Genomic DNA, 16,069 nt, shown 5'->3' on the forward strand with positions numbered 1-16,069 from the left:
CCGATGACGCTTCCTGTCATCGTCTTCGGCGCGGCTCTTTATCCCGACGGTTCTCCACGGCCAGTCCTGCTGGCTCGCGTGCAGGCCGCCTTTCACTTCGGTAAATCTCGTCAGGATTGCCTCTATATCGTGACGGGTGGTGTTCCGCAGGGCGGTCGGACCGAAGCGGATGTTATGTCGGGTCTTCTAAGGGAAGCGGGCGTCCCTTCTGCGGCGATTTTACCGGAGGATCGCTCCGGCGACACCTATGAGTCGGCCATTGCCTGCCACCAGATGCTGCGGGAGCGTGGTTATGATGGTCCCGTTGCGGTTGTCACCAGCGACTTCCACATGATGCGCTGCACCGCCATGCTTCGCACGCTGGGCTGGAGTATCGTGGCGGTGCCCGCTCCGACGCGCTCGGACATTTCTTTGCAGCGTCTGATCTGGGTCCATGCACGGGAATATCCGGCGACAGTGTGGGATGTATTTCTCGTGCTGTTGTGGCGGCTCAGACAGTAGGCTGCTCCCTCTAGACTGCAGCCTGGTCGTGGGCGCAAGTAGGGTTTGTCGTAGCACTCACTACGGGGGACTGCCTGTTCAACGGGCAGATGTTCAGCATGAGCCTGTTTGGGGGGAGTATACGCGCCGACAGGAGCCTTGCACTCCCTCGGACAATGAAACGGTCGCCCTTGGCGTTAGTCGGTTTCATTGAGCAGGCCGCCGAAATAGCCCGGAGTTTTCTCATGCCTGTCATTGCCGCGATGGCTGATCATTATCGATGAACTCTTTCAGATCCGGCCTGAAAACGACCATGACCTGTCTGCATGTCCTGCAAAATGACGGGTTTCGGGGGCGAGCCGGTTAACGTGCTTCTTCTGCGCCGTTCCATTGCCATCCATTGACATTCCGGCGCGTTTTCCTTTCATCACCCCTCAGCTTTTGCCGGGTTCGCCCGTGCGTCGGGCGTGCCGCAGTGCGGTGTCCCATTACGCCATCATCTTGCTCAGGAGCGGCCGATGTCCGTCTACGCCTTCGTTTTTCCGGGTCAGGGAAGCCAGTCTCCCGGCATGGGGCAGGATCTTGCCGATGCTTTCCCCGCCGCACGCGAGGTCTTTCAGGAGGTCGACGATGCTCTTGGGGAGCGTCTCTCTAAAATCATCTTTGAAGGCCCGGCAGAGACCCTGACCAGTACGGAAAACGCCCAGCCAGCGCTGATGGCGGTCTCCATGGCTGTGGTGCGGGTTCTCGAGCGGGAAGGTGGTATTGATTTCAGTCGCACCGCCACCTTGATGGCCGGTCATTCGCTTGGCGAATATTCCGCTCTTGCAGCGGCGCGGTCCTTTGGGATCGCCGAGACCGCCCGTCTGCTGCGTCTGCGCGGGCGCGCTATGCAGCGTGCCGTTCCGGCAGGAGAGGGCGGAATGGCGGCGCTGATCGGCGTCACGCCCGAACAGGCGCGCGAGGTCTGCGAGGAAGCCGCTCTCCTCAAGGTCGAGGGGCAGCCGGACACGCACGAGATCATCGAGGTCGCCAATGACAATGGTGGCGGTCAGATTGTGATTTCTGGCCAGATGGGGGCCATTGATCGCGCGATCGTCATCGCGAAAGAGAAAGGCATCAAGCGGGCGGTGAAGCTGCCCGTTTCTGCTCCGTTCCATAGTTCGCTGATGCGTCCGGCCGCTGATGAAATGGCCGAGGCGCTTGATGCGGCGGACGTGAAGCCTCCCATGGTCCCGATCATTGCCAATGTAACCGCGCAGAAGGTGACGTCGCCTGACGTGATTCGTGAGTTGCTGGTGAAGCAGGTGACCGGCACGGTTCGCTGGCGTGAAAGTGTCGAGGCGATGGTCGGTATGGGCGTCGATCATTTTGTCGAGCTTGGCGCGGGCAAGGTGCTTTCGGGCCTCATCCGCCGCATTGCACCGGATGCAAAGACGGAATCGGTCGGCACGCTCGACACCATCGACGGCTTTATTAAGTCACTCTGACGGTCTCCAAATTTGGATCAAGGATTTTCCATGTTCAACCTTACGAACAAGGTCGCTCTCGTCACCGGTGCCACCGGGGGGATCGGTCAGGCCATCGCCCGTCAGTTGCACGCTCAGGGCGCCACTGTGGTGCTCTCAGGAACGCGCGAAGCCGTTCTCGCCGAGCGTGCGGCAGAACTGGGTGGTGAGCGCGTCCATGTTGTCGCTGCCGATCTTTCAGACCCGGCTGCCGCGGATCAGCTCGTCGCCCGCGCCGAAGAAGTCGCTGGCGCCCCGCTCGACATCCTTGTCAACAATGCCGGTCTTACACGCGACACGCTCGCCATCCGCATGAAGGACGAGGACTGGTCGAAGGTGATCGAGGTCGATCTGGCCTCGCCATTCCGCCTGTGCCGCGCCGCCCTGAAAGGGATGCTCCGGCGTCGTGCCGGGCGAATCATCAGCATCGCCTCTGTCGTGGGGACGACAGGCAATGCCGGTCAGGCCAATTATGCGGCTGCGAAAGCCGGTATGGTCGGCATGACGAAGTCGCTGGCGCAGGAAGCAGGCTCACGTGGCGTGACGCTGAATGTGGTGGCGCCCGGTTTCATCGCTACCGCCATGACCGATGTGCTGCCGGAAGCGCAGAAGGAAAAGCTCGTCGGGTCGATTCCACTCGCGCGGATGGGCACGCCGGACGATGTGGCGTCCGCCGTGGTTTATCTTGCGTCTGATGAGGCCGCATGGGTGACAGGCGCGACACTGCATGTGAATGGCGGCATGGCGATGATCTGAAGCCGGTGCATGCAACCGGAAGAAGAGGAAACCGTTGAAGGGGCTGCCTTTTGTGCGTGACATGCGGTAAGGACTGGAGCAGGTTTTCTACCCCGGCCAGACCGGAAACGCACACTGTTCAGCGCATCCGCTTGGCGACGGCAGGATTTCCGTGCTAATCGCCCCGCAGCCTCGTTGGGCATACCTCGGTTGCCCCGTTCGAATGCCCTGCTCCGGCGTGTGGCCGGGACGGGGTGAGCGCCAACCATTAGCCCGCATGCTTGGGCATACAGGAAGCAGAGACAGATGAGCGAAATCGCTGACAAGGTTAAGAAGATCGTGGTCGAGCATCTCGGCGTCGAAGAAAGCAAGGTTACACCGGAAGCGTCGTTCATCGACGATCTGGGCGCTGACAGCCTCGACACCGTTGAACTGGTGATGGCCTTCGAGGAAGCCTTCAACGTGGAGATCCCGGAAGACGCAGCCGAGAAGATCACCACCGTCAAGGACGCGATCGACTACATCGAGGCACAGAAGGCCGCCTGAGGTCGTCTGTTTCTGACGGGTCCACGCTCCTCGGTGCATGGACCCTCTCTATTCTGAATAAAACAGGAGCAGGTGAGCTTGCTGCAGTCGGGCCGATCAGATTTGGGACGGAGACGCGTTGTCGTCACCGGTATGGGGATGGTAACCCCGCTCGGGCTTGGCACCGAGAATGTCTGGAAGCGTCTCATCGCGGGTGAGAGCGGGATCGACCGCATTCACGCGTTTGACCCGAGTGAGCTTGCTGCTCATATCGGGGGTGAGGTGCCGGAAGGGCCGACTGCCGAGGGTAAACTCACCATCTCTGACTGGATTCCTGTCAAGGACCAGAAGAAGATGGACCGGTTTATCCATCTCGGGATGATCGCGGCCGCCGAGGCTGTCGAGGATTCGGGATGGAAGCCCGAGTCGGAAGAAGATCGCTGCGCGACGGGTGTGCAGATCGGTTCGGGCATCGGTGGTCTCCAGACCATCTATGATGCCTCGATCACGGTTTATGAAGGCCGGGCCAAGCGCCTGTCGCCTTTCTTCATTCCCTCCGCGCTGGGTAATCTCGTCTCTGGGAACGTATCGATCCGATACGGTTTCAAGGGACCGAACCATTCGGCTGTCACGGCCTGTGCCACCGGTGTGCATGCTATCGGTGACGCTGCTCGCCTCATCATGCTCGGCGATGCCGATGTGATGGTTGCGGGCGGGGCGGAAGCCACGGTCTGCAAGCTCGGGATCGCCGGATTCTGCTCGGCGCGCGCGCTGTCCACCGGTTTCAATGATCGCCCGAAGCAGGCGTCCCGTCCATGGGATCGCGACCGTGACGGTTTCGTCATGGGTGAAGGCGCGGGCATCGTGGTGCTTGAGGAATACGAGCACGCGAAGAAGCGTGGCGCGAAGATCTACGGTGAAGTCGTTGGTTACGGCATGTCCGGCGATGCCCATCATATCACGGCGCCAGCCGAGGGCCATGAAGGTGCTTACCGTGCGATGTTCGCCGCTGTTCGCAGTGCGGGCATCACGCCGGGTGAAATCGGCTATGTGAACGCGCACGGCACGTCCACGATGGCTGACGATCTGGAGCTTGATGCTGTCGAGCGCCTCTTCGGCGACGAAGGCCGTAAGGTTGCCATGTCGTCCACCAAATCCGCCATGGGTCATCTTCTGGGCGCGGCAGGTGCTGTCGAAGCGATGTTCTGCATGCTTGCCATTCGTGACGGTGTGGTGCCGCCGACACTGAACCTCGACAATCCTTCCCGTGAAAGCATCATCGACCGTGTGCCGCATCAGGCACAGGAGCGGAAGGTGGATATCGCGCTGTCCAACAGCTTCGGCTTTGGCGGTACGAATGCCAGCCTGATTGTCCGGCGCGTCTGATCGACGCTTTCTGCGATATTTCTTCCTATGACAGGCCATCCTCGGATGGCCTGTTTCATGTCTGACCTCCCAAACAGGTGTTTCCCATGAGCGATACTCCTCCCGATCGTCTTTCCGTCGATCCTGAAAGCCCTTTCTTCAATGAGCCTCTTCTCGCTCGTGGCGTGGGGATACGCTTCAAGGGAGTGGAGAAGACCAATGTCGAGGAATACTGCATCAGTGAAGGCTGGGTGCGTGTCGCCGTCGGCAAAAGCCTGAACCGTCAGGGGAAGCCGATGACGATGAAACTACAGGGACCGGTCGAAGTCTGGATCAAAGACGAAGCCTGATCCTCCGAAACGGCTGATCGGCAGGGTCAGCCGTTTTTTTATGAGGTAAGCACCTGTTTTCGCGTAACAGTCTGTCTTTCTCCTGCAACTCGTCTTTAGCGTGAGTGTGGTATGCCTTGCCGCATTGGAGCAGGTGAGCGCAGACTCATCGCTGCGCAAAAGAGAATAAATCGAGTCACGAAGAAGGAGGCGCTAAGCATGACTGTAACCGCGATACCCGCACAGGCGGACAAGCAGTTCACCATTCTGATCGTTGGAGGCGGCACGGCTGGCATTGCCGTCGCGGCCCGGCTCCGCCGTGAGCGCCCTTCTCTCTCCATTGCCATTATCGACCCCAGCACCACCCATGCCTATCAGCCGGGATGGACGCTGGTCGGTGCCGGAGCCATGACGTTGCGGGAAACGCTGCGTCAGGAAGGCGGCCTGATCCCTGAGAATGTGACCTGGCTGCGGGCGGCTGCGACCTCCTTCCAGCCCGACGAACATATCGTCACGCTTGAGGATGGCCAGCGCATCGGCTACCGCCGCCTGATTCTCTGCCCCGGCCTCCAGCTCGACTGGGACAAGATCGAGGGTCTGGCTGAGACGCTTGGCGAGAATGGGGTCTGCAGCAACTACTCAATGCAGCATGTTGAATATACATGGACCTGCATCCAGAGCCTCAACGGAGGCACTGCGCTGTTTACGCAGCCTCCCATGCCGATCAAATGCGCGGGCGCACCGCAAAAGATCGTCTATCTTGCATCTGACTTCTGGCGGAAGGAAGGCGTCCTCAACCGCACAGAGGTTGATTTCCTGCTGGCTGGGGATGCGCTTTTCGGCGTCGCGTATTATCGTCCGTCACTCCAGTATGCGGTTGATTATTACGGCATCAACCTGCGCTACAAACACAATCTCGTTGCGGTGGATGGCAAGGCGAAGACGGCCACCTTCGAGGTCACCGCGCCTGACGGCAGCAAAACTCGTGAGGCGCGCAGTTTCGACATGCTGCACGTCACGCCACCGCAGAGCGCTCCGGATTTCATCAAGAAAAGCCCGTTTGCCAATGAAGCCGGATGGGTGGATGTCGACCCGTCGACCCTGCGTCATACGAAATATGACACAGTCTTCGGTCTGGGTGATGTGATCGGCACCAGCAACGCCAAGACAATGGCTGCTGCGCGTGCGCAGACGCCGGTTATCGTGACGAATGTGCTGGCGTCCCTCGAAGGGCGTCCCATCACCGCGAGCTATGACGGCTACGGCGCATGTCCGCTGACGGTTGCTTATGGCAAGGTCGTGCTGGCCGAGTTCCTGTATGGTGGCAAACCAGCCCCGAGCTTTCCCTATGACCAGCGCAAGCCGAGCAGCTTTGCGTGGATGCTCAAGACCAAGGTTTTCCCGCATGTTTACTGGGACATGATGCTCAAGGGCCGTGACATCGCGGTGCCTCATCATCCTGAGTGGATCAAGGACGCAGGCTGAGGGATGCAACGCCGGGGTACGCCCCGGTTTCTGTCCATTCCGTGTTTCCAGAACAGGCGACCTGAGAGGGTCGCCTTTCTTTTACTCCGGTGTTGTATAGCGCCGATAGACGAAGGCTTCCGGTTCACCAGCGATTTCTGAAAGTGCCGCATCCACCAAACCACGATCGGGGGAGCGTCTGCAGACGGGATCGGTCGCGTCCGCACGGCCTGTCAGTGCCAGCGCCTGACAGCGGCATCCTCCCCAGTCCACTTCCTTGCGGTCGCAGGAACGGCAGGGTTCTGGCATCCAGTCCACACCGCGAAACATCTGGAACAGTTCGGACTTTCCCCAGATATCTGCGAGGGATGCCTCTCGTGTGTTCGGAAAGGTTACCCCCGGAATTGTTTCGGCGGCATGACAGGGGAGAACGCGCCCGGATGGGGAGATGTTCAGGAAGCGCTGACCCCAGCCTCCCATGCAGGGTTTGGGTTCGTCGGCATAATAATCCGGCGTGACGAAATCGATGGCCATGCGATTACCGAACCGCTCGCGGGCCGCGGCAACGGCTTTTTCGGTGTCTTCCAGCTGCTTCCGTGTAGGAAGCAGGGCAGCGCGATTCTTCAGACCCCACCCATAATACTGGGTATGAGCGATTTCCACGCGGCGCGCGCCCAGTTCTTCCGCCAGATCGAACATCGCCGGCACCCGTTCAGCATTCAGCCGGTGGATGACGAAATTCAGGGTCAGCGGCATGCCGTCTTCCACGACAAGTCTGGCGGCTTCGATTTTGCGCGGCTGAGCGCCCTTCATGCCGCCGATGATCTCGGCTTGCTGCGGGTCGGCATCCTGAAAGGAAAGCTGCACATGGTCGAGTCCGGCTGCGGACAGTTCGGCCAGATTGTCCCGGTTCATCAGGACGCCTGACGTGATCAGGTTGCTGTAGAGACCGGCTTTTGCCGCATGACGGACAAGAACAGGCAGATCCTTGCGCGCCATGGGCTCACCGCCCGAAAAATGCACCTGAAGCACACCGAGGGCAGCAGCCTGATCCAGAATGTCGCACCATTCTTCTGTCGACAGTTCCCCGGCTTTTGGTTCCAGCGCGAGAGGGTTTGAGCAGTAAGGGCATTGCAGCGGACAACGATGTGTCAGCTCGGCAAGCAGGCTCATCGGAGGAGGAGGGACGGCGGTCATGCTTTCCACACCAGCACCTGTCGGTCGGCCAGATCATTGGCCATTGCCAGCACATCGCGGGCGATCACATCGCGTGGGGCGTCGAATACGATGGTCAGTGTATCGATGATGCCCCCCAGAGAACTTGCCCCGTCCACATGACGGAGGATTTCCGCCGCGACAGGATCGGCAAGGAATGCACGCTCGGGTGCCTGCACGATCCACTGGTCGCGCACGCGGTCATGCTGGAGCCGAGTGCCGCGTGCGAACGTGGGGACACGCTCTTCGGAGAGCGCGGGAGAGGGAGCAGTCATCACGCGGGCCGAAAAGCGCCCGGCGGAATGTTGCCCGGCGTGACATAGGCATAATCGAGAGCATCCAGCATCGACCAGAGAACGCCGCATTTGAACTTAAGTGCGTTGAGGACAGCCTGCTGTTCGTGAGGTGTGCGGGCATGTTCCTTTACATAAGCCAGTGCGAAATCGGAATCACGCGGGGCCTGCGTCAGGCGTGGCGTGAAATAGGCCAGCGTTTCCTCGGTGATGAAATCATAGTTGCGGAGCATGCCTGAGACGCGCTCGGAGATGATGGTCGGCGAAAAGAGTTCGGTGAGGGAAGAGGCGATGGCTTCCAGAATGGTCCGTTCACCGACGAAATGCACATAAGCATCCACGGCGAAGCGTGTGCCGGGAAGCAGTCCCTCCAGCGATTCGACATATTCAGGATTCAGTCCCAGCCCGTCTGTCAGACGCAGCCAGCGCGCGATCCCTCCCGTGCCGGGTTCGCTGCCATCATGATCCTCAATGCGACGACGCCACTCACGCCGCAGTTCCGCAGTTGGGAGACGGGCTAGGAGGGTGGCGTCCTTTGCCGGGATGCGAGCCTGATAATAGTAGCGGTTCAGCGCCCAGGCCTGCACCTGTCCTTTGGTGAGTTTGCCGTCGTGAAGCGCACGATGGAAAGGGTGCCTGTTGTGATAACGCTCCGCACCGATGGCCCGCAGCGCCGCTTCCAGTTCGGTCGGGGAGAGAAGGGGAGCGCTCATAGGGTGATCCTCATGCCATCATGGGAGACTTCCCATCCCGCCGCTTCGGTCTCGGCCCGCTCGGGAGAGTCGGCCAGCAGAATGGGGTTGGAATTATTGATATGAATCAGAATCTTGCGCTGTACACCGAGGTCACGGAAAGCAGCGATGGTCCCTTCGGGGTCATTGACCGACATGTGGCCCATGCGCTGGCCGGTTTTTTCGCCCAGTCCGGCACGGAGCATTTCGTCATTTGTCCATAGCGTGCCGTCGAACAGGACGAGGTCCGCGCCTTTCAGGCGTTTGCGCAGGCGATCGTTCATGCAGGCGCAGCCGGGGATGAACAGGGCACGATGCACGCCATCCGTGATTTCAAGCCCGACTGTTTCGCCGTTTTCGAGAATCTCGGCCGGATTTTCTACGTTTTCCGCGTAAAGCGGCGCTTTGCCGGGAACTGCGAAGGGCATGACGCTCAGCCCGGCCGGCTTTCCATCGGGGGTGGTGAGAGCAACGCTCTCGTCGAGGGTCATCTCCGCGCGTTTGACAACAGAACGGTTGAGCGCCTCGAAGATGGGATTGGCGTCCAGTTGTTCAAGAACCTGTCGGGTCGCCAGAATTTCGAACGGCTGCCGTTCGCGCATCGTCAGCAGGCCGGTGATGGTATCCACCTCGGCACCCGTCAGGATCACCCCGGCAATGGGGGTTGAACGCAGGCCGTTTTTCGGATGCAGAACCGGTGTCTGGTTGATCTGCTGGCGGAGATCAGGGGACGCATTGACGACAAACCAGTGTTCGCCATCGCCGCTGACAGCAATGGATGCCTGGGTTCGGGCGGGTGCCAGCAGATCACCGCTGCGGGCCCTGCGGCATCCTTCCGCGTTCGAGTTCCACTGGGGGAAGCCACCGCCGGCGGCGGCGCCAAGTACAACAAGATCGATCATGAACAGGGCCTGTAAACGCAAAACGCCGCCAGCGCGAGGCGGGCGGCGTTTCTGGCTGGTCTGCGGACCTTAGTTCTTCTGGCCGCACACGTAGCTGTTGATTTCCGCACCCAGCGGGACTTCGGTGATCTTCGGGGTGTTCCATGCCATGACGCAATATCCTTACATAGAAGTGGGAATAAACTAACGATAACGGCGATTGCCGACCTCCGCCACCTTCCAGTTGCAGCTCAGGTGCGAGGTGAGATCATTGAAAACGAGGGAAGTGCTTCTGGAGGATGTTATCCAACACATTGAATTAAAACAAAAATAATGGAATGTTTTTGAGCCTGATGTGCGGAAAGGGCTGTTGGGTACCGTGAGATTTCACGAGTTTGTGAAGAACGTTAGCGTCGGTAAATGAAAGAGGCCTGCGGACCTCCTGCGAGCCTGAGATTGGGCTGCTGATGCAGGGTGATCGTACGGGTTCTGTCCTGTAACATACTGGAAAATAAGGGCAGGCACTCTGTAGTAAGAAAAAATCCTGCCGGATAAAGTAGGGACTTGCGTGTCCCGGTGACCTGCGTTAGAAGCCCGCTTACCGCTACGCGGGCCGGTTTAGCTCAGTTGGTAGAGCACGTCATTCGTAATGATGGGGCCAGGGGTTCGAATCCTCTAACCGGCACCACCTTTCCCAGCGGTTTCCCAAACAAACAAATCTCCTGCCGTCACACAGTGACGTAATGTGTCGCTCGTTGCGTATGTGCACATGGCTGGGATTTGCTGCCGGTCTATCGGTTCGTTGCGGTTCGCGTTAGACTGTCGTCATCATGTCGTCGTCCTTGCCCTCCCGCCTGTATCGCAGCGCGTTGCAGTTTACGCGTGCACGACGTCAGCACTCACCTCATGTGCAGGTGATCGAAGATCTGGTGGAATGCCAGTGCTGCGGGGAATTTCAGAAGCTGCATGATATTCCGCCGGGTACAGTCGCCCGGTGTGTCCGGTGTGGTCAGTGTCTTGAACGGCGGAACAAAACGGCTCCGCTGGCCACGCCGCTGGCGTTCTGCATCACCTCCGCCGCTCTCTATCTGGCGACCCTCACTTCTTCTCTCATGACCCTTAATCTGTATGGACGTGAGCGGACTGTCGATCTTCTGACAGGGCCGATGGAACTCCTGCATGAGGGATGGGGAGAAGTCGGTGTTCTGGTCGGGCTGGTCACCATTCTCGCGCCAGGCATCGTCATTGCCATGATGGGGCTGATTCTCACGGCAGCATTTTTTGAGGAACTGCCGGACTGGGCGCCTCATTTGCTCGCGTGGTACGAGAAGCTGCGGCCGTGGTCGATGATGGAGGTCTATATTCTTGGCATTTTCGTCGCCTACACCAAGCTGGTGGATCTCGCTCATGTGGAGGTGGGGCCGGCGGCCTATCTCATCGCAGCACTGATGATCAGCATGGCGGCAACTGACCAGACGCTCGATCGGGAGCGGATATGGAAACGCCGTCGTGTGGACGGATCGCTGCGTTTGCCGGATGGCAATCTGATGGTGGTCGAACGGGTCTCAGTCAATGATCTTGGCGGCATGCCACCGCTCCAGAATATGCTTTCCTGCCATTCATGCGGTCTGGTGGGAGTGTTTCCCGAGCCCGTGCCTCAGACACAGAGCGTGGGGCTATGTCCCCGCTGCGGGCATGACCTTTGCCGACGCAAGAACAATAGCCTTTCCCGGACAATGGCGCTCGTGATGGCGGCATTCGTCTTTTATTTCCCTGCCAACCTTTTCCCGGTGATGACGGTCATCAAGGTCGGAAGCGGGGGAGGGCATACCATCATCGAAGGCGCTATAGAGTTATGGCAGGACGGCATGATCCCGCTCTCGCTGCTGGTGCTGTTTGCCAGCGTGACGGTGCCGGTCGCCAAGATTATCGGCCTCAGCTACATGATTTTCACCACCAAGCGCCGGTCGACGAAGAATCTCGTGATGCGCTCGAAACTGTTTCGTCTGATTGATTCGATCGGTCGCTGGTCGATGATCGATGTCTTCATGATCTCGATCCTCGTAGCAGTCGTGCGTTTCAGTTCTCTGGCCAATGTTGAGGCCAATGGAGGCGTGGTGTCGTTCGCGGCCGTGGTCGTCATCACCATTTTCGCCGCGCATTGTTTCGACCCCCGCCTGATGTGGGATGTCGCGGGGCGCAACGGGCCAGTTCATAACGAGGACGAGGCCTTTACCGGAAACGAATTACACGGCTCCCTCGCAGGACGAGAGACCGCGGAACAGGGCGATATGGAGCCGGCAAGAGCGTGACTTCGGATCAGAATACCCCGTCTTCCCCTCAGAATCCCAACGGGGAAGACCCAGAGAACGGCATCCTGCCTGCGGCGACACTCAGCAGGACGAGATTCTCGATCATCTGGATCATCCCCATCCTGTCTGTGCTGATTGCGGTCTTCCTGCTCTGGCGCAGTCTGTATGATCGTGGCCCTGAAATTCTCATTACCTTCGATACGGCTGACGGTCTCACCAGTGGTCAGACGCAGGTGAAGAACAAGGCGGTGACACTGGGCACCGTGGATTCCATCACGCTGTCCAAGGACATGCACCACGTCGATGTGCGGGTGCAGATGAACGCGAGCGCCTCCGGCCTGCTGACGGATAAATCCCGTTTCTGGGTGGTCCGTCCACGGATCAACGGAGCGAGCGTGACTGGCCTCGAAACGTTGCTTTCGGGGGCCTATATCGCTTTCGATCCCGGTCCTTCGGGCGGTGAGCGGGCCACCCGGTTCATCGGACTTGAATCGCCGCCGGGCATTCAGTCGGACCAGCCCGGACGCACCTACACCCTTGTCGCTCCGGCGATCGGGTCGATCGGTCCCGGTGCGCCGGTGTTCTTCCGCGATGTGGATGTGGGGGAAGTACTCGGTTACACTCTTCCGCCTGGTGGCGTCGGTCCGGTGATGATCCAGTTCTTCGTCAAGGAACCATACGATCATTACCTTCACACCAACACGCGCTTCTGGAACGTGTCGGGGGTGAAGGTCGGTTTTGGCGCGGGTGGCCTGAAGGTGCAGATGCAGTCGATTCAGGCGCTGTTCTCAGGCGGCGTCTCCTTCTCCCTTTCGCCTGCTGTCGGGCCGGGTGAGGATGCGGAAGAAGCGCCCGCCAACACGATTTTCCAGCTGTATGATGACAAGGAAAGCGCGGACAACGCCGGCTATCATGAGCGTGTGCCCGTGGCGACTTATCTCTCCTCTTCCGTTTCAGGCCTTGCGGTGGGAAGTCCGGTCGCGATGTTCGGTATTCAGGTCGGGTCAGTCACCGGCGTGAAACTGCAACTCGATCAGGCGACAGGCCATGCCCGTGTGAGGGTCGCGATGGACATTCAGCCTGAGCGCATTCTGTCTGAAGAGCAGATCCATAATGCCAGCATGCAGGATACGATGCGTGCGCTCGTGAACAACGGGCTCCGTGCTTCAGCTAGCAGCGTGAGCATGCTCACCGGCGAGACGGACATCTCACTGGATTTCGTGCCCAAGGCGAAGCCTGTCAGCATTTATATGGAAGGCGATACGCTGGTCCTCCCCAGTCAGGCAGGGGGCCTGAGCGGCATCATGCAGTCCTTGTCCACTGTTTCGGACAAGCTTGCGGCCATGCCTCTCGACCGTCTGGGCGACAATGCGAACAATCTGCTTGCTCATGCCGACCAGCGGATCAACAGCCCCGAAGTGAAGGACGCGCTCGTCCAGTTGCGTGACTCCCTGCGCAGCCTCCATGCGCTCGCCGATAATGCCAACAAAGGCATGCAGCCGCTCATGAAACGTCTGCCGGAGATGAGCGACCAGCTTGAGCGTACCCTGAAGAACGCCAACACGCTGCTAGCCAGTTATGGCGGCGATACGGATTTCCATCGCAGCCTTCAGTCCATGGTCGTGCAACTCGGTGAAACGGCGCGCGCCCTGCGTCTCATGACCGAATTCCTGACCAATCATCCTTCTTCGATCGTCACGGGACGCTAAGCCATGGTTCAGAATTGTTCTCGCTTGTCGCCCGGTCGCCTGTTCAGGGCCGGGATCGGTGTCGTGACATTGGGCCTGGCAAGCGTCACGCTTGTCGCCTGCAGCTCTTCAAGTCCGTCTCTCTACAGCCTGCAACCCGTTGCGGCGCGTGTCCCGGCAGTGAATTCTTCTTTCCTGCCACTCTCGGTGCCAACGCTGGTCGAGGTTCGCAATCCGACCATTCCCCAGACACTGGATCGCGATCGCATCGTTCTGGGTGATGGTGGCTTTAAGCTTGATGTGTCGCCATCCGATTCATGGAGTGAGCCGCTTTCGAGTCAGATTCCGCATGTGCTGACATCCGATCTCAGGCAGCGTCTGCCGGGCACGAGTTTTTTCGCGCAGGATGATGCGACCGCCACGACTCCGCAGGCTTATGTGGAACTGGTCGTCAATCGCTTCTCCCGTGACGCTGCGGGCAATGCGGTCCTTGAGGCGCAGGTGTCTGTTCATCGGGCCGATGCAGATGCAGTGAAGACGAACAGATCTCTTCATCTTTCCCAGCCTGCGCCTGCTGGCACGGAAGGGCTTGTGAGTGCACTCAGCGCGCTGCTGGGACAGGTCGCCGATCAGGTTTCGCAGGATCTCAAATCACTTCCACCCGAGCCGACTGAAGCGAAGTAAGAAAACGCCCTTGCAGTATGCGGGCTCTGAAAGGGGCGGGTGTGGTTTTTGTGGTGTATGACAGGTGCGGCGCGAAGTGCGCGCCCGCTGCCATTCGGGATAATGGACCAGATCCTAAGTAGAAGGCGATCCGCTTGATCGGTCCATACTGAGCAGCGCACAAGGCTTTCTTTATTTTTGTAAGATATTGCAAAAAAAGAGTTGGTGAGGTGATTACCTCATGCTTTGTAACAACCTGTATGTTTTCGCTTGATATGAATGATTGCTCCCCGCAGGCATTTTGGAGAATATTTTGAAAGTTGCTGCAATTCTTTTCGTGAAAAACGAAGTTGAAGATATCGCCTGGTGGATATCGTGGCATCTTTCAACTGGTATTGAGACGCTCGTCATTTACGATGATTATTCAACGGATGGCACATGGGAAGTCATCAATGCTGCGGCAGCAGTGTTTGACGTGCGTCCCCGGCGCGCTGTGCAGGCACTTTATTTCAATCACCGGCAAGCCCAGACCTATATGGCGGCTCTTGATGAGTTGCGGGAAGAGTTTGACTGGCTCATCTGTCTGGACGCCGATGAATACCTGAATATTGTCAACGGGGAGCCTGTTCCGACCTTCCTGTCACGCTACCCGGATGATGTAGGGGCGATTGCCGTCAACTGGAAGTGTTTTGGCAGTAACCGGTTCGTAGAGAAACCAACGTCTCCAAATGTCTTTCAGAACTATACAATGCACTCGGAACATGATTTCGAACTTAACTACTGTGTAAAATCATTCTTCAGACCCAAAAGAACAGAAACACGTTATATAAACCCTCATCGATTTGACGTTTCGGGACGTTATATCACGCCCAACGGGCAGGAGATGGTGTGGCAGGAGGAACATCCTGAGCGCACAGTGGCGGACCCTGACTGGTCAGTCGCCCTCATCAATCACTACATTATTCGCAGCGCGGAACATTTCGTCGCGAAATCCCGTCGCCGCAGTGATATTCGCCGTGCCCGATGCGGTATCGGTCTTTTCAGCACGTATGACCGGAATTTTCATGCGGACATTATGCCGCCGGCACGAGTAAGCGCCATGGATCCGTTTCTTTACCGGATCCAGAATCAATCGCGATATGATCTGCTTCGGCAGATGTCTGGAGATGAGAGAATGGTTTCCATGAGTGCCGACAGTACGTCCGGGGATATTGCGGCTTTGAAGCTTGCATTCCGCACCTGCCATGGAACCCAGCTCGTGGCCAATGCCGTGACAGGAGAAATCGGGCATGGCGTCATTGACCCGGACAATCAGAATTTTGTGCCGGTCGAAGTGCTGTCTCTGGCGACGATGCCCGATCATGTCTTTCTGACAGTGCCCTCCCGGTTTCTGCCGCTCAGCATCCTCTCCGATCGTCGGATTTCGACAGTTCTGGCCTATCAGACCGTGCCGGCGGAAGACGGTCAGATCTCGTTGAAAAACCCCCTGACGGGTAAGATCCTGTCTTTCATTTACTCTCCTCACATGGAGACGGGTGGGGCAGGGCAGGTCATCTGCGATCGCGACCATGTAGATAGCTGGGAGCGCGTCGAAGAGGAGTCGTCTGAAGCCGTTTCCGATCCATTGCTCACGGCCATTGCTGTGGCCATCGGCCGTTTTGGAACCATTACACCTGATGAAATCACTTTGGATATGCCGCGTCTGGTGGACGCCCGCATGGCAGGCTGTGCGACAATCACGGCGCGGGACATGCGGAAAGTCATGGTCATGAATGACATCGTCAGCATGCCGTGGGTAGAGCGGGACGAAATGCTGTTTCTGTAAGGATGCGGGGGAATTCCGGAAACGGGCAGGAGACCGCTGTAAAAGTTACAGAGGT

General features: G+C 58.6%; 16 protein-coding genes and 1 tRNA gene. 12 read left to right on the forward strand and 5 right to left on the reverse strand.

The genetic code is table 11. The annotated features are described in order from the left end of the window. The first annotated feature begins 3 nt into the window (after positions 1-3). The 7 genes from GOB81_RS08360 (at position 4) to GOB81_RS08390 (ending at position 6,427) form a co-directional block, all read left to right on the forward strand. Positions 4-501 carry a YdcF family protein gene (locus GOB81_RS08360; protein ID WP_173569945.1) on the forward strand — a complete coding sequence of 166 codons (498 nt, stop codon included), beginning with the start codon at positions 4-6 and terminating at the stop codon, positions 499-501. 497 nt (positions 502-998) lie between these two features. Then, positions 999-1,970, forward strand: a complete 972-nt coding sequence (gene fabD, locus GOB81_RS08365) for an ACP S-malonyltransferase (protein WP_173569946.1) — start codon at positions 999-1,001, stop codon at positions 1,968-1,970. Between the two features lie 30 nt (positions 1,971-2,000). After that, positions 2,001-2,744: a 3-oxoacyl-[acyl-carrier-protein] reductase gene (fabG, locus tag GOB81_RS08370; RefSeq protein ID WP_173569947.1), complete on the forward strand. Its 744-nt coding sequence runs from the start codon at positions 2,001-2,003 to the stop codon at positions 2,742-2,744. A 285-nt stretch (positions 2,745-3,029) separates the two neighbouring features. Further along, positions 3,030-3,269 (forward strand): acyl carrier protein, encoded by a 240-nt coding sequence (locus GOB81_RS08375; RefSeq protein ID WP_173569948.1) that lies wholly within the window; start codon positions 3,030-3,032, stop codon positions 3,267-3,269. A 102-nt stretch (positions 3,270-3,371) separates the two neighbouring features. Next, entirely contained in the window at positions 3,372-4,634 is a 1,263-nt protein-coding gene (gene fabF / locus GOB81_RS08380; protein ID WP_194299847.1) for a beta-ketoacyl-ACP synthase II, read from the forward strand. An 86-nt stretch (positions 4,635-4,720) separates the two neighbouring features. Then, positions 4,721-4,963 carry a DUF3297 family protein gene (locus tag GOB81_RS08385; RefSeq protein WP_173569949.1) on the forward strand — a complete coding sequence of 81 codons (243 nt, stop codon included), beginning with the start codon at positions 4,721-4,723 and terminating at the stop codon, positions 4,961-4,963. A gap of 198 nt (positions 4,964-5,161) precedes the next feature. Further along, entirely contained in the window at positions 5,162-6,427 is a 1,266-nt protein-coding gene (locus tag GOB81_RS08390) for an NAD(P)/FAD-dependent oxidoreductase (RefSeq protein ID WP_173569950.1), read from the forward strand. An 81-nt stretch (positions 6,428-6,508) separates the two neighbouring features. Here the strand turns inward: GOB81_RS08390 and pqqE are convergent, their stop codons facing one another. The 5 genes from pqqE to pqqA all read right to left on the reverse strand — a co-directional run bounded on the left by pqqE (position 6,509) and on the right by pqqA (position 9,697). Further along, positions 6,509-7,603, reverse strand: a complete 1,095-nt coding sequence (pqqE, locus tag GOB81_RS08395) for a pyrroloquinoline quinone biosynthesis protein PqqE (protein WP_173569951.1) — start codon at positions 7,601-7,603, stop codon at positions 6,509-6,511. Continuing rightward, positions 7,600-7,896, reverse strand: coding sequence for a pyrroloquinoline quinone biosynthesis peptide chaperone PqqD (gene pqqD / locus GOB81_RS08400; protein WP_173569952.1), 297 nt, complete (start codon positions 7,894-7,896; stop codon positions 7,600-7,602). The genes pqqE and pqqD overlap by 4 nt, the downstream gene beginning before the upstream one ends. Beyond that, positions 7,896-8,627 (reverse strand): pyrroloquinoline-quinone synthase PqqC, encoded by a 732-nt coding sequence (gene pqqC, locus GOB81_RS08405; protein ID WP_173569953.1) that lies wholly within the window; start codon positions 8,625-8,627, stop codon positions 7,896-7,898. The genes pqqD and pqqC overlap by 1 nt, the downstream gene beginning before the upstream one ends. Continuing rightward, the gene (gene pqqB / locus GOB81_RS08410) at positions 8,624-9,547 is read right to left on the reverse strand and encodes a pyrroloquinoline quinone biosynthesis protein PqqB (RefSeq protein WP_173569954.1); all 924 of its coding nucleotides are present in this window, start codon (positions 9,545-9,547) and stop codon (positions 8,624-8,626) included. The genes pqqC and pqqB overlap by 4 nt, the downstream gene beginning before the upstream one ends. 69 nt (positions 9,548-9,616) lie before the next feature. Beyond that, entirely contained in the window at positions 9,617-9,697 is an 81-nt protein-coding gene (gene pqqA, locus GOB81_RS08415; RefSeq protein ID WP_173569990.1) for a pyrroloquinoline quinone precursor peptide PqqA, read from the reverse strand. 441 nt (positions 9,698-10,138) lie between these two features. Between pqqA and GOB81_RS08420 the strand changes: the two genes are divergently transcribed. The 5 genes from GOB81_RS08420 (at position 10,139) to GOB81_RS08440 (ending at position 16,014) form a co-directional block, all read left to right on the forward strand. Further along, a tRNA-Thr gene (locus GOB81_RS08420) sits at positions 10,139-10,214 on the forward strand. Between the two features lie 142 nt (positions 10,215-10,356). Then, positions 10,357-11,838, forward strand: a complete 1,482-nt coding sequence (locus tag GOB81_RS08425; RefSeq protein WP_173569955.1) for a paraquat-inducible protein A — start codon at positions 10,357-10,359, stop codon at positions 11,836-11,838. Further along, a complete protein-coding gene (locus GOB81_RS08430) occupies positions 11,835-13,547 on the forward strand; it encodes a PqiB family protein (protein ID WP_173569956.1) in 1,713 nt (570 codons plus the stop codon). Before GOB81_RS08425 ends, GOB81_RS08430 begins: the two co-directional genes overlap by 4 nt. 63 nt (positions 13,548-13,610) lie before the next feature. Continuing rightward, a complete protein-coding gene (locus tag GOB81_RS08435; RefSeq protein WP_338421337.1) occupies positions 13,611-14,210 on the forward strand; it encodes a PqiC family protein in 600 nt (199 codons plus the stop codon). Positions 14,211-14,502: 292 nt separating this feature from the next. After that, positions 14,503-16,014 carry a glycosyltransferase family 2 protein gene (locus tag GOB81_RS08440; protein ID WP_173569958.1) on the forward strand — a complete coding sequence of 504 codons (1,512 nt, stop codon included), beginning with the start codon at positions 14,503-14,505 and terminating at the stop codon, positions 16,012-16,014. Positions 16,015-16,069 lie beyond the last annotated feature (55 nt).

The organism is Acetobacter conturbans, assembly GCF_011516755.1.
In the GTDB taxonomy this organism is placed as follows: Bacteria; Pseudomonadota; Alphaproteobacteria; order Acetobacterales; family Acetobacteraceae; genus Acetobacter; species Acetobacter conturbans.